Genomic DNA, 13,257 nt, shown 5'->3' with positions numbered 1-13,257 from the left:
ACGCGTGCGAGATCGCACGAAAGGCGCCGCCTGAACGTCGTTGACTCGTCACCGCATTACTGCGACTTCTGCGAGCCGATTTCGCGGTCCCATTTCTGGAACGCCGCGACCATCGCCTGCGCCGAAAGCGGCTGGACGTGCGGATACTGCGTGAGCCACTTCGCGTACTCGGGGCGGCCATATTTGGCGATCACGTCCTGGCTTGACTTCGGCGCCATCGAAAGCGTCACGCCCTTCACGGCCGGCCCCGGATAGAAGTAACCGTCGTCGTAGGTCATGGCCTGCTGCTGCGGCTCCAGCATGAAGTTCATGAGCTTGAGCAGCACGGCGAGCTTCTCCTTCGGGACGCCCTTGGGGATGACCATATAGTGCGCGTCGTTCACCCACGTCATGTTGTCGAAGGCCTGCACCCTGAAGTCGGCCGGCACGATGCCGAGCGCGCGCGGGTTGATGTCCCAGCCCGTCACGGTCACCGTCATGTCGCGCGAGCCCTCGCCCAGCTCCTTCATGACCGCCGAGGTGCCGCCCGGGTAGTACGGCACGCACGCATTGAGCTCCTTCAGGTACGCCCAGGTCTTGTCCCAGCCGTTGATGGGGTCTTGCGGATTCTTGTCGCCGAGCAGGTAGGGTAAGCCCATCAGGAAGGTGCGGCCCGGGCCCGAATTGGCCGGACGCGCATAGATCAGCTTCCCGGGGTTCGCCTTGCACCAGGCGAGCAGTTCCTGCGGCGTGTGCGGGGGTTTGGCCACCTTCGCGGGGTTGTACTCGATCAACGGACCCGCCGGCATATACGACACTTCGAGGCCATAGCCCTGCGCGAGATCCTGCATCTTGCGCGGACCGGGCGCGTACTTGTCGAGCACGCCCGGCAGCGCCGCCGATTGATCGGGCAGCAGCTTCATCCAGAGGTTCTGCTCGATGCCGGCGGCGAGCGCGTCCGTGCCCGTGAGCACGAGATCGATATCGGCGCGGCCGGCCGCCTGCATCGCCTTGATCTTGCCGGGCAGTTGCGGCGCCGGCGCGTTGGTGTACGTGATGTTGGAGACGAGCGCCGGATTCTGCGCCTTGAAGGCCTCGAAGGCCTTTTGCGTGAGCTGCAGATTGCCGGCCACGTCGACTATGTTCAGGGAAACCGGATCGGCCTTCGCCGCGCCCGCGCCGAACCCCGACGCAGCCGCCATACAGATGGCCAGCACCCTGGCCTTCAAGCGTCCATCGAACATCGCGTCTCTCTCCTCACATCCGTTTATGGAATTTGTTCTGCGCGGCTGTTTTCGTTCTGCTGCCGGGATTGCTGGCCTGACAACTGGGCCGCGGTCAAAGGATGCCGAACCACGCATCAAGTTGTCAAGCAACATCGGGCGCCTTGCGAGCCTTTTGTTCGGCGTTTGCTGGACGCTTTCTGGATAGCAGGTGGCGAGAAAGGCGCTCGCCCGCAGCGCTGTTGCCAGCGCCCTCTCGCCGCTATTGCGCCTTTAGAACAGCGCTTACTTGCGCACCAGTTCGCCGTCACGCAGGCGCCACAAGCCCAGCGGGTTGTCGTCCTGAAGCGCGGACGGCAGCAATTCCGCCGGCAGATCCTGATAGCAGACCGGGCGCAGAAAACGCTCGATCGCCATGGCGCCCACCGAGGTCGTGCGCGTGTCCGAGGTGGCCGGGAACGGACCGCCATGGACCATCGCGTACGAGACTTCGACGCCCGTCGGGAAGCCGTTCGCGAGGATGCGGCCCGCCTTGCGCTCGAGCACCGGCATGAGGCGCGCGGCCATCGCGTAGTCGTTGCGGTCGATGTGCAGCGTGGCCGTGAGCTGGCCCTCGAGGTGCTCCGCCACGCGCGCGAGCTCGGCTTCGTCGCGGCAGGCCACGACGAGCGAGGCCGGCCCGAAAATCTCGTCCGACAACGCGCGCTGCGCGAGGAATTCCGCGGCGCTCGTCTTGAACAGCGACGGCAGCGCGGCGCATTGGGCATCGCCCTGCACGCCCTCGGCCAGTTGCTCGACGCCCTGCGCCCTCTTGCGCGCCGCCACGGCATCGCCGTATGCGCTCGCGATGCCCGCCGTCAGCATGGTCTGCGCCGGCTTCTGGCCGAGCGCGGCGCTCACGGCCTTCACGAAGCGGTCGAGCTCGGGACCGTCGATGGCGAGCACGAGACCGGGGTTCGTGCAGAACTGGCCCACGCCCAGCGTGAGCGAATCGACGAAGCCCTGCGCGATCGACTCGCCGCGCGCGGCCAGCGCCGCCGGCAGCACGAACATCGGGTTGATGCTGCTCATTTCGGCGTAGACGGGGATGGGCTCCGCGCGCTGCGCCGCGATGTGCGCGAGCGCGAGGCCACCGCGGCGCGAGCCCGTGAAACCCACCGCCTTGATGGCCGGATGCGCGACGAGCGCTTCACCGGGCTCGTTGCCGGCGCCGAAGATCAGCGAGAACACGCCCTCGGGCAGGCCCACATCGGCGACGGCCTGCTGGATCGCGCGGCCCACGAGCTCGGAAGTGCCCGGGTGAGCGAGGTGCGCCTTCACGACGACCGGGCAGCCCGCGGCGAGCGCCGAAGCCGTGTCGCCGCCCGCCACCGAGAACGCCAGCGGAAAGTTGCTCGCGCCGAACACGGCCACGGGGCCCACGCCGATGCGCCGCGCGCGCAGGTCGGAGCGCGGCAGCGGCTTGCGCTCGGGCAGCGCCGAATCGAGCACGGCGCCGCACCAGCGGCCATCGCGCACCAGCGACGCGAACAGGCGCAACTGGCCGACCGTGCGGCCGCGCTCGCCATCGAGACGCGCCTTGGGCAGCGCCGATTCCAGATGCGCGCGCTCGATCAGCGCGTCGCCGATGCCGAGAATGCGCTCGGCGATCGCCTCCAGCAGTTGGGCGCGCGTTTCGTGCGGCGCGGCGCGGAAGGCGTCGAAAGCCTGCGCCGCGAGTTCGCAGGCGCGCGCGACGTCGGCCTTGTCGCCGAGACCGAACGGCGGCTCGATATCCTTGCCGAGCGCGGGCGCAAACGCGCGCATCTCGCGCGCCTGGCCGCGCACCGCCTGCGCGCCCAGCAGCATTGCTCCAGTGATCTGCATGTTCGCTCCGCTCATTTGAGTACCCATCGAGAGTCGAGCGCGGGGAGGCTCAAGCATGCGCCGCCTGCGCCGAACCCGCCAGCGACTGCTCGAACGCCAGCAGCGCCTTCGCGGCCGTGCCGATCGCGGGCAGCGCCTCGACCGGCGACTGCGAAAGCAACGGCAGGATCGGCCCCATATCGGCGATGCCCGAGAGCGTGACGGCGTCGTGCAGCACGCGAATCAGCGAGATGTCGTCGCGCAGGGTTTCGAGCGGCATGAAGGCATCGTAGAGCCGTTGCGCTTCGTCGGCGCGGCCTTCCTTGGCGGCCTTGAGCAGCGCCATCACGGCGTGCGCGGCGATGCAGCCCGAACCCGTGGTCCACGCGGCGAGGCCGAAATCGCGCACGTGCACGAGCGCCGGACGCTCGCCCATGCCCGAGACCACCTGCGAGGCGCGCACGCTCTGCAAGAGGCGGCGCAGATACGGATCGTTCGAGGGGTCCTCGCGCACGATGGCGTATTTCACCGCAATCAGCGTGCCGCGATCGAGCAGGCGCGCGAGGGTGTCCACGTCGACGTAATGCTCGCTCTTGATATAGAGCGTGAGCGGAATGCCGGCCGTGTCGGCGATGCGCGTGAGGCCCGCCTCCACGCCCTCAAACGTGGTGAAGCCGGCGAGCGGCAGCACCATGGCCGTGCGGTACTGCGTCTGCGCGAGGATGCGCGCCTGGTCGAGCATCTTGCCGTAGTCGGGGCCGATGGCCGGGATCACGCGCGTTTCGGGCGAGGTCGCGTCCGCCAGCATGTCGAGCAACTCGCGGAACTCGCTCGGCGCGACGTGATAAAGGTTCGCGTTGCCGCCGTAGAGCAGCGTGCGCAGGCCGCCCGCTTCCATGTGACGGACGAGCTTGCGGTTTTGTTCGACGTCGAGCGAGAAGTCGGAGCGGCGTGCCAGAGGGGGCACCGCCATCACGGTCGAGGCGAATTCGCTCTCGACGATCGGGGACACGTTCATGAGGCCTCGTGCTGGGATGGTGGGTTGTCGATACCCGCACAGTAGCATTCGCTTTGTCTAGTTGTCAAACAACTTTGGTTATTTGTTAGGGTTTGTTTGGAGGGGCTGACAAGTCGCTAACCGAAATTGCGCGCCGAAAGCGCATCGAGCCGCATCTGCAATGCCGTGGCCTGCTCGGACAATAGCCGGCGCTCGCCTTTCAGCAATTGCCCAAGAGGCGTCATCTCGCCCGGGCGCGCGCTTCCCAGTTTCGATATCACGAAATCGATTGCCGCCATGGCATCGCGCAACCGGTGTCCATACACGGGCTCGTGATGGGCAATCCGGTTGCGCGTCTGATAAATGCGTTCGAGCTGCACAGCGACATCGGCGCGGCGCAGCGCCTTGTCCGGGAACACCCGCTTGAGCGCCGGGCGCCACAGCGATTGCTCGTATTCGGCCGAGAACAGGCGCTTCCAGAAGAAGAGCGTCAGTTGGGCAATGACCTGGCCATTGGGCACAGCAATCGCACGCTGCCTCGCTTTCACGTGTTGCTCGTAGCTGAAATGCGGCGGCACTCCATTGCGAAACATCCGTTCATCGAGGGCGCGCCGCTGTGCTGCATCCATTTTTGCGTAGGTCGCGCGTTGCGCACTCGCGACCGCTTCACCGATCCGCGTTTTTTCCTGCTCCCGCCAGACAAACGGACGCGGCGGTTTGCGCAGCCAGCCGTCGGTCTCGAAATGCGACGCCAGGCGGTCGCAGATCGTATTGCGCAGCGCTATTTCCACCACGGCGGTCACGCTCATGAGCGTTCCGGCAACTTGAAGCGTCTGCTGGTGCAACGCGACCGCCGAGCGAGCGGAACCCGCCAGGGAGCAGAACGTGCCAAGGCGTTCGCTCGAAAGCAAAAGGGTGATGGCTGCGAGATCCTCTTCGGGGAGCTCCATTGACGGTCGACCTTGTTGTCCAGTACGATGGTGGGTGAAAAGTCGGGATCAGTGTCGGCTAGCTGCCTTCGGGTAAGCGGACCCCCGACTTACTGCTGTCAGGGCGTCACCGCGGTGACGCCCTTTTTCTTTGTTACAGCCAACTCACATCCCCGCCCCCGCGAACGCCGCGCATTTTTGTCCTGTCGCACGTTCGCCAGGCGCAGCGCCATCCGAAGTGCGCGCGATTCCCCGCAGATTCCCCAGCCCGCCGATACACAAGACGCAAAGAGCGGCGCGCGCCCAACGCGCGAGCGGTCGGCCAATCCACACAATGCCCGACGCAACGAATCTCCCCACCCTGGCCCTATAGCCAACGCAACGGATTATTGTAAAATTGGGCTTAAATCATGGAACCGGTTCCATTTACCATAGGGGCCCAATGCGACCTAGGCTATATGGGAGCCAGTTCCCGCAGACGGCCGCGGCCGAATCGGACCGCGCCGAATTGAGATAGAAACCAACAATGTCCGACACTCCTCTCACGTCACGCCGGGGCTTTCTGCGCACGGCGGTGGTGCTCGTCCCCGCCGGTGCGCTGGCTGGATGCGAAGGCGGCTCGCAGCCTTCGTCCAGCGCCGGGCAGCAGCAAGGCGGCCAACCGTCCTCGGGCGCGGCGCCTCAGGCGCAGCAGGCCGAATACAAGCCCCGCTTCTTCGACGCGCGCGAATGGGCCTTCCTCCACGCGGCCGTCGACCGTCTGATTCCCGCCGACTCCGAGGGTCCGGGCGCGCTCGAAGCGGGCGTGCCCGAATTCATCGACCGCCAGATGGATACGCCCTACGCGCTCGGCGCGCTCTGGTACATGCAGGGCCCGTTCCAGCAAGGCGCGCCCGAGCTCGGCTATCAGTTGAAGCTGGTGCCGCGCGACATCTACCGCCTCGGCATCGCGGCGGTGAACGCGTACTGCAACAAGGCCTACGGCAAGAGTTTCGACGCGCTCGACGCCGGCACGCGCGACACCGTGCTCGGCGCGCTCGAAGCCGGCAAGATCGAGCTCGACGGCGTGCCGGCCTCGACGTTCTTCGGCCAGATGCTGCAGAACACGCGCGAAGGCTACTTCTGCGATCCCATCCACGGCGGCAACAAGCACCTGGCCGCCTGGAAGATGATCGGCTTTCCCGGCGCGCGCGCCGATTTCATGGACTTCGTGAACCAGAACGGCAAGGCCTACCCGTACGGTCCGGTTTCGATCAACGGGGAGCGCACGTAATGGCGATCAAGAAACCTCACGTCGATGCCGTAGTCGTCGGCTTCGGCTGGACCGGCGCGATCCTCTCGAAGGAGCTGACCGAGGCGGGCCTCTCCGTCGTGGCGCTGGAGCGCGGCGAGTATCGCGACACCTATCCCGATGGCGCGTATCCCAACACCATCGACGAGCTCACCTACAACATCCGCAAGAAGCTCTTTCTCGATCTCTCGAAGACCACCGTGTCGATCCGTCATGGCGTGAACGACACGGCGCTGCCCTATCGCCAGCTCGCGGCTTTCCTGCCCGGCGAAGGCGTGGGCGGCGCGGGCCTGCACTGGTCGGGCGTGCACTTTCGCATCACGCCCGAGGAGCTGCGCCTGAAGAGTCACTACGAAGAGCGCTACGGCAAGAAGTTCATCCCCGATGGCATGACCATCCAGGACTACGGCGTGAGCTACGACGAGCTCGAGCCGCACTTCGACTTCGCGGAAAAGGTGTTCGGCACCTCGGGCCAGGCCTACAAGGTAAAGGGCAACGTGGTCGGCGACGGCAACGTGTTCGAGGCGCCGCGCAGCGACAACTTTCCGTTGCCCGCGCAACTGAATACCTATTCGGCGCAGCGCTTCTTCGACGCGGCGCAGTCGATCGGCCTGCATCCATATCGACTGCCTTCGGCCAATACTTCGGGGCCCTACACAAATCCGTATGGCGTGCAGATGGGCCCGTGCAACTTCTGCGGCTATTGCAGCGGCTATGCGTGCTACATGTACTCGAAGGCCTCGCCGAACCTGAACGTGCTGCCCGCGCTCAAGCAGGAAAAGCATTTCGAGCTGCGCGCGAAGTGCCACGTGCTGCGCGTCGAGCTCGACGACACGAAGACGCGCGCCACCGGCGTCACCTATGTCGATCCATCGGGCCAGGAGGTGTTCCAGAGCGCCGATCTCGTGATCGTCTCGGCGTTCCAGTACCACAACGTCCACCTGATGCTGCTCTCGGGCATCGGCAAACCCTACGACCCGGTCTCGGGCGAAGGCGTGGTGGGCCGCAACTTCGCGTACCAGAACCTCTCGACCATCACCGCGTTCTTCGACACCGACACGTGGACGAACCCGTTCGTCGGCGCGGGCGGCAACGGCGTGGCCGTCGACGACTTCAACGCCGACAACTTCGACCACGGACCGCTCGGCTTCGTGGGCGGCTCGCCGCTGTGGGTGAACCAGGCGGGCGTGAAGCCGATCAGCGGCATCGCCACGCCGCCGGGCACGCCCAACTGGGGCAGCGCGTGGAAGAAGGCCGTCAAGGACCACTACGCGCACACCATTTCGATGGACGCGCACGGCAGCAACATGTCGTATCGCGACGTCTTTCTCGACCTCGATCCGACCTACCGCGATTCGTATGGCCAGCCGCTGTTGCGCATGACCTTCGACTGGAAGGACAACGACATCAAGATGGCCCAGTACGTGACGGGCCAGATGAAGAAGATTGCCGAGGCAATGGGGCCGAAGGCCATCAACATCTATACGCGCGAGTTCGGCGCGCACTTCGACTCGCGCCGCTATCAGACGACTCACCTCGTGGGCGGCGCGATCATGGGCACGGACCCGAAGACGAGCGCGCTCAACCGCTATCTGCAGAGCTGGGACGTGCACAACGTGTTCGTGATCGGCGCCTCGGCGTTCCCGCAGGGGATCGGCTACAACCCCACGGGGCTGGTCGCCGCGCTGGCGTACTGGTCCGCGAAGGCGATCCGCAATCAGTATCTGAAGAACCCCGGCCCCCTGGTGAGCGCGTGACGAATCCCATGATGAAGAAGAACCTGGACCCCGCGCGCGTCGAACATGGCGGCGCACGCGGTGCGCTGCGGCGCCTCAAGAGCGTGCCGAAGACGGCGGCGGCACTGGCTGCCTGCGCGGCGCTCGCCGCAGCGTTCGCGCCGCTCGCGGCCCGCGCCGCCGATGCGGTTAACAGCGCCGCCCCCGCGCTCGTCGCGCACGGCGAATACCTCGCGCGCGCCGGCGACTGCATCGCCTGCCATACCGCGCAGGGCGGCAAGCCCTTCGCGGGCGGGCTGAAGTTCGACACGCCCATCGGCGCGATCTACTCGACCAACATCACGCCCGACGCGAACAGCGGCATCGGCAAGTGGAGCTACGACGACTTCGCGAAGGCGGTACGCCAGGGCGTGCGTCCGAACGGCGAGACGCTCTATCCCGCGATGCCCTACCCTTCGTACGCACGCCTCTCCGACAACGACATGAAGGCGCTCTACGCGTACTTCACGCAAGGCGTCGCGCCCGTTGCGCAACCGAACCGCGCCGTGGACATTCCCTGGCCGCTCTCGATGCGCTGGCCGCTCGGCATCTGGCGCACGCTGTTCGCGCCCAGGGTCCAGGCGTTCGACGGCACGCACTACAACGACGCGATCATCGCGCGCGGCGCGTATCTCGTGCAGGGCCTCGGCCATTGCGGCGCGTGCCATACGCCGCGCGCGCGCACGATGCAGGAGCTCGCGCTCACCGACCTCGAAGGCGACGACTTCCTCGCGGGCGGCGGCGCCATCGACGGCTGGGTGCCGTCGAGCCTGCGCGGCAACCCGCGCACGGGCATCGGCGCGTGGAGCGAGGACGACATCGTCCAGTTCCTCAAGTCGGGCCGCAATCTGCACACGGCGGCTTTCGGCGGCATGACCGACGTGGTCCAGCACAGCACGCAGTACATGACCGATGCGGACCTGCTCGCGATGGCGCGCTACCTGAAGACGCTGCCGCCCAACGACCCCAAGGAAACTTCGTACGCCTACGATTCCGCCAGCGCGAGCAAGCTGCAGAGCGGCGACGCGAGCGCGCGCGGCGCCGCGGTCTACGTCGACAACTGCATGGCCTGCCACCGCAGCGACGGCCGCGGCTACACGCGCGTATTCCCGGCGCTAGGCGGCAACCCGGTCGTGCAGGGCAAGGACGCCACGTCGCTCATCCACGTGCTGCTCACGGGCGCCGCGCTCGAAGGCACGCAGAGCGCGCCCTCGACGTTCACGATGCCGCCGTTCGGCTGGCGCCTCTCCGACCAGCAAGTCGCCGACGTGGCCACGTTCGTGCGCACGAGCTGGGGCAACACCGGCGCGCCCGTGAGCGCCGCCGACGTGGCCAGGCTGCGCAAGACGGTGACCGTCACCGCGCCCGAGCTGCCGCCGGGCGCATCGCTCAAGCGCTGATGCCGTAGCGCATCCGCAGTTCCACTCACGCGTTTTCCCCGCGCCTGCCGCTGGCCGCCTCGCTCGCGAGGCGCGCCGGCGTGCGCGCGCATAACAAGAGACCGCTCCACGCGGCGGTCCATCACTCTCAAGACTCATCGAGACGACACATGATGAAAAAACACCTGATCTCTGCACCGATTCTGCTCTCGATCGCGGGCGCAGCAGCGGCGCAGGGCTCCGTCACGCTCTATGGCATCGTCGACGCGGGCCTCACCTACCGCAGCAACGAGCGCACCGGCAACGTCGGCGCGTACCAGGGCCACTCCAACGTGGGCGTGACGAGCGGCAACCTCTCGGGCAGCCGCTGGGGGCTCAAGGGCAAGGAAGAGCTCGGCAACGGGCTCGCCGCGATCTTCCTGCTCGAAGACGGCTTCGACATCAGCAACGGCACCGCGGGCCAGAGCGGCCGCCTGTTCGGACGCCAGGCGTTCGCGGGCCTCGCCGACCAGCGCTACGGCTCGCTCACGATGGGCCGCCAGTACACCTCGCTCGACGACTTCGTCGGTCCCGTTGCGCCGGTCAGCGTGATCGGCGGCTTCGGCGCGCATCCGGGCGACATCGACGATCTCGACCAGACCACGCGCGTCAACAACTCGATCAAGTACACGAGCGCGAACTACGCGGGCTTCACGTTCGGCGCGCTGTACGGCTTCGGCGGCCAGCCGGGCAGCCTCAAGAACCAGAACACCTGGAGCGTGGGCGGCGGCTACGCGAACGGCCCGCTGCATCTCGGCGTGGGCTACGAGCGCTCGGACAACAGCAAGACCGGCCCCAACGACCCCACCGACGGCAAATGGCAAGGCACCTACGACGGCACCTTCAATTCGTCGATCAACGAAGGCTATGCGAGCGCGCAGTCGCAGCAGGTCGTGGCCGCCGGTGCGACCTGGGACTTCGGCCCCGCGCTCGTGGGCGTGAACTACAGCAACGTGCAGTACAAGGCCGGCGCGAACTCGCTCTACTCGGGCACCGCGACGTTCAATATCGCGGGCATCTTCGGCATGTGGAACGTGCAGCCGAAAACGCATCTGTTCGCGGGCTATAGCTATACGCGCGGCAGCCACGTCGACGGTCTCGACGACGAAGCGCAGTACCACAACGTCTCGCTGGGCGCGCTGTACGATCTCTCGACGCGCTCGACGGTGTATCTGCTCGCGGGCTACCAGCACGCTTCGGGTATGACGCTCGATGCGCTCGGCAACCCGGTGGCCGCCACGGCTTCGTTCGGGGACAAGGGCAATGGCCACTCGTCGGCGGCACAGTCGCAGGCGATCGTGAGCGTGGGCTTCCGCCAGCGCTTCTAAGCGCTGCGAGCGCCGGCGTGGCACGGGGGCAGGCGCTCCGTGTGCCACGCGGCGCTCTTCCGTGCGTGCAGCCCGTCTCGCCTTATGGATTATTAGCCATCCTCATCTTTTGTCAGCGAGCAGCCGCCATATCGTGCGGCTGAGACGACTGAGGCGGCAACGGTGGCGTGATCGTATAGCCCGCGTCGCGCAGCCGCTGCAACAGCGATTGCGGGCCGAAGAAATGCCCCGCGCCCACCGCCACGAGAATCGGCCCCTTCCCGTGGAAATAGCCGTCCTTCTCGATGGTCGACGCAAAAATCCCGGTGCCGCGCACGAACAGATACTGGCTGAAGTCGTAGTGGGCATCGCTCTCGCCGGGAAGGCGCGTCATGGCGAGCCGTTCGAGCGCGGCCGCATCGCCGGCGGCCCACGCGGCCTGCAGCGCCTCATAAGAAATCTGGCCCGGCGACGGACCATGCAGACCGGTGCATACGCCTGCGAGAAAGGCGTCCTGATCGGCGGCGGGCATGTCGTCGAAGAGCTCGATGGCCTGCTCCATCGTCTCCAGATAGATCAACGGAATCATCGCCTGCCGCGCGATCGTTTCCAGCCGCTGGTCGATGCCGGGAAACACGAGCGGCGCGCTCGACTTCACGAAATGTAGCCGCTTCTCCCCGCTCTTGCGCTGCCAGCGCCATTGATGCAGGCGCACCGCCTCGACGGCGAATCCCGCGAGCCACGGCTTGGTCTGAAAGAACGTGTGGATATCGGCGCCGCTCTCGCGTGCGCAGCGCGCCAGCGCTTCGGCGGTCATCGAAGGCACGTGGTTCGAGAGATTGTCGCTCGCGGGGTAAAAGCCGATGCGCCGGATCATCTGCGTGTCTTCGGTCGTGGGCTGCGTATGCGTCTCGAGCACGATCGCCTGCACGCGGTCCGCCAGCGCCGTCAACGCTGCGTTCACGCGCGGGTCGTCGCTCGCGAGCCCGTGCAGCGTCGGCAGCAGCAGCAAGGTGGGATGTCCCGGCGCGCTCGCGGTCCAGACCGGCGGATGGTATTCGGCGGCGGGCGTGGAGGCCTGGACTTGCGCCTCGACTTGCGCCTGACCATGCGATTGAGCGTGCCCCGGCAGACCGGCGGCCAGCGTAGCCGTTTCGGGCGCCGGCACAGGGGTCGCCCCGCTCGCGCCTCCCATCGCCGCGAGCAGCCCCGCGACGGCACACGTCAGCGCCATGCGCCGGAGCCTCGCGATACGCATCGCGCGGCGCAACGTCTCGGAGATGCGGTCAGCGCTTATCATTGTTCGATCCCGCCTTAGGGGAAGCCCCGCTCGCAGCATAGGCCTCGTGGCGCCGCGCATCGGTGCGCGAGCGCACATGCGCAGACAGGGAATCGATCAACCGGCCCAGGGAGCGCCTATGGACCGTCTGCAAACCATGCAGATCTACGTGAACATCGTCGAGCGCGGCAGCTTCACACAAGCCGCCGCGGCGCTGCAACTGCATCGTCCCGCCGTCACCAAGGCCGTGCAGCAGCTCGAGCAGGAGCTCGGCATTCGCCTGCTCCATCGCAGCACGCGGCGCGTGAGCACGACCGCCGAAGGCGAGGCGTTCTACCGGCGCTGCGTGCAGCTACTCGCCAACGTGAACGACACGTTCGCCTCGTTCGCGCAGTTCTCGGCGCAGCGCACGCAGCCGAAGGGGCGTTTGCGCCTGAACCTCGCCACGGCGTTCGCCAAGGCCGCGATCATCCCCGCGCTGCCCGAATTCCAGCAGCGCTATCCGCAGATCGAGCTCGTGGTCGGCGCGAGCGATCAGCCAGTCGACCTGATCGGCGAAGGCATCGACTGCGTGGTGCGCATCGGCGAACTGAGGGACTCCAGCATGGTCGCGCGCAAGATCGGCGCCGTGCCGATGGTGACATGCGCATCGCCCGCGTATCTCGCACGCCACGGCGTGCCGCGCACGCTCGACGACCTGCGCACGCACAAGGCCGTGAACCTCTTCACCGGCCGCAATCGCCGCGTCATCGACTGGACCTTCCGCCCCGCCGGCGAACTCGTGACGGTCCGGCTCGAAAGCAGCGTGCTCACCGACAATTCCGAGGCGCTGCTCGCCTGTGCGCTCGCGGGCTTTGGCCTCGTGTACGCGCTGCGGCCGGCGCTGCAGCCGCATCTCGACGCGGGCCAGCTCGTGGAGGTATTGCCCGGCATCGCCGGGCCGCCCAAGCCGATCTCCGTGATGTACCCGAATCGCGACCATCTGCCGGGCAAGGTGCGCGCGTTCGTCGACTGGGTCTCGGAGCTCGTCGGGCGCCGCTTTCCGGCCTGAATCCGCGAGCGACGCAAGCTTGCGCAACAAAGTTCGCGCATTGTTATCGATCGAATAACAATGAGTAATCGCGCTGCGCATTTATTCGCGGCGCGCGGCGGCCTACAGTAGAACGCGTTCGAACCCGCTTTGATCGAACGCGCGCCGCGGCGGGTCCGCGTTG

Annotated in this window: 10 protein-coding genes; 5 read left to right on the top strand and 5 right to left on the bottom strand. The window is 66.7% G+C overall.

Going from position 1 to position 13,257, the window contains the following annotated elements:
- Positions 1-56: 56 nt before the first annotated feature.
- The 4 genes from U5775_RS08865 to U5775_RS08850 all read right to left on the bottom strand — a co-directional run bounded on the left by U5775_RS08865 (position 57) and on the right by U5775_RS08850 (position 4,994).
- Positions 57-1,181: an ABC transporter substrate-binding protein gene (locus U5775_RS08865; RefSeq protein WP_322057939.1), complete on the bottom strand. Its 1,125-nt coding sequence runs from the start codon at positions 1,179-1,181 to the stop codon at positions 57-59.
- A 306-nt stretch (positions 1,182-1,487) separates the two neighbouring features.
- On the bottom strand, positions 1,488-3,068 hold the full coding sequence (locus U5775_RS08860) for an aldehyde dehydrogenase (NADP(+)) (RefSeq protein WP_322057756.1): 1,581 nt from the start codon (positions 3,066-3,068) through the stop codon (positions 1,488-1,490).
- 49 nt (positions 3,069-3,117) lie between these two features.
- Positions 3,118-4,065 carry a dihydrodipicolinate synthase family protein gene (locus U5775_RS08855; RefSeq protein ID WP_322057755.1) on the bottom strand — a complete coding sequence of 316 codons (948 nt, stop codon included), beginning with the start codon at positions 4,063-4,065 and terminating at the stop codon, positions 3,118-3,120.
- Positions 4,066-4,181: 116 nt separating this feature from the next.
- Positions 4,182-4,994, bottom strand: a complete 813-nt coding sequence (locus U5775_RS08850) for a hypothetical protein (RefSeq protein ID WP_322057754.1) — start codon at positions 4,992-4,994, stop codon at positions 4,182-4,184.
- A gap of 505 nt (positions 4,995-5,499) precedes the next feature.
- Between U5775_RS08850 and U5775_RS08845 the strand changes: the two genes are divergently transcribed.
- The 4 genes from U5775_RS08845 (at position 5,500) to U5775_RS08830 (ending at position 10,785) form a co-directional block, all read left to right on the top strand.
- Complete coding sequence (locus U5775_RS08845; RefSeq protein WP_322057753.1) at positions 5,500-6,246, top strand: gluconate 2-dehydrogenase subunit 3 family protein; 747 nt, start codon at positions 5,500-5,502, stop codon at positions 6,244-6,246.
- Positions 6,246-8,021 carry a GMC family oxidoreductase gene (locus U5775_RS08840; RefSeq protein WP_322057752.1) on the top strand — a complete coding sequence of 592 codons (1,776 nt, stop codon included), beginning with the start codon at positions 6,246-6,248 and terminating at the stop codon, positions 8,019-8,021. Before U5775_RS08845 ends, U5775_RS08840 begins: the two co-directional genes overlap by 1 nt.
- 11 nt (positions 8,022-8,032) lie before the next feature.
- On the top strand, positions 8,033-9,439 hold the full coding sequence (locus U5775_RS08835) for a cytochrome c (protein ID WP_322057938.1): 1,407 nt from the start codon (positions 8,033-8,035) through the stop codon (positions 9,437-9,439).
- 152 nt (positions 9,440-9,591) lie between these two features.
- Positions 9,592-10,785 (top strand): porin, encoded by a 1,194-nt coding sequence (locus U5775_RS08830; RefSeq protein WP_322057937.1) that lies wholly within the window; start codon positions 9,592-9,594, stop codon positions 10,783-10,785.
- 112 nt (positions 10,786-10,897) lie between these two features.
- Here U5775_RS08830 and U5775_RS08825 read toward each other — a convergent pair whose 3' ends face one another.
- Complete coding sequence (locus U5775_RS08825; protein WP_322057751.1) at positions 10,898-11,998, bottom strand: TraB/GumN family protein; 1,101 nt, start codon at positions 11,996-11,998, stop codon at positions 10,898-10,900.
- Between the two features lie 184 nt (positions 11,999-12,182).
- Between U5775_RS08825 and U5775_RS08820 the strand changes: the two genes are divergently transcribed.
- The gene (locus U5775_RS08820; RefSeq protein WP_322057750.1) at positions 12,183-13,094 is read left to right on the top strand and encodes a LysR family transcriptional regulator; all 912 of its coding nucleotides are present in this window, start codon (positions 12,183-12,185) and stop codon (positions 13,092-13,094) included.
- Positions 13,095-13,257: the final 163 nt, after the last annotated feature.

The organism is Paraburkholderia sp. J63, assembly GCF_905220245.1.
Lineage (GTDB): Bacteria > Pseudomonadota > Gammaproteobacteria > Burkholderiales > Burkholderiaceae > Paraburkholderia.
This window is presented reverse-complemented; position numbering and strand designations above follow the sequence as displayed.

Coding starts and splice junctions, on each gene's coding strand:
- U5775_RS08820 (WP_322057750.1), top strand. CDS start 12,183: ATGGACCGTCTGCAAACCATGCAGATCTACGTGAACATCGTCGAGCGC.
- U5775_RS08860 (WP_322057756.1), bottom strand. CDS start 3,068: ATGCAGATCACTGGAGCAATGCTGCTGGGCGCGCAGGCGGTGCGCGGC.
- U5775_RS08855 (WP_322057755.1), bottom strand. CDS start 4,065: ATGAACGTGTCCCCGATCGTCGAGAGCGAATTCGCCTCGACCGTGATG.
- U5775_RS08830 (WP_322057937.1), top strand. CDS start 9,592: ATGAAAAAACACCTGATCTCTGCACCGATTCTGCTCTCGATCGCGGGC.
- U5775_RS08825 (WP_322057751.1), bottom strand. CDS start 11,998: ATGGCGCTGACGTGTGCCGTCGCGGGGCTGCTCGCGGCGATGGGAGGC.
- U5775_RS08865 (WP_322057939.1), bottom strand. CDS start 1,181: ATGGCGGCTGCGTCGGGGTTCGGCGCGGGCGCGGCGAAGGCCGATCCG.
- U5775_RS08850 (WP_322057754.1), bottom strand. CDS start 4,994: ATGGAGCTCCCCGAAGAGGATCTCGCAGCCATCACCCTTTTGCTTTCG.
- U5775_RS08840 (WP_322057752.1), top strand. CDS start 6,246: ATGGCGATCAAGAAACCTCACGTCGATGCCGTAGTCGTCGGCTTCGGC.
- U5775_RS08835 (WP_322057938.1), top strand. CDS start 8,033: ATGAAGAAGAACCTGGACCCCGCGCGCGTCGAACATGGCGGCGCACGC.
- U5775_RS08845 (WP_322057753.1), top strand. CDS start 5,500: ATGTCCGACACTCCTCTCACGTCACGCCGGGGCTTTCTGCGCACGGCG.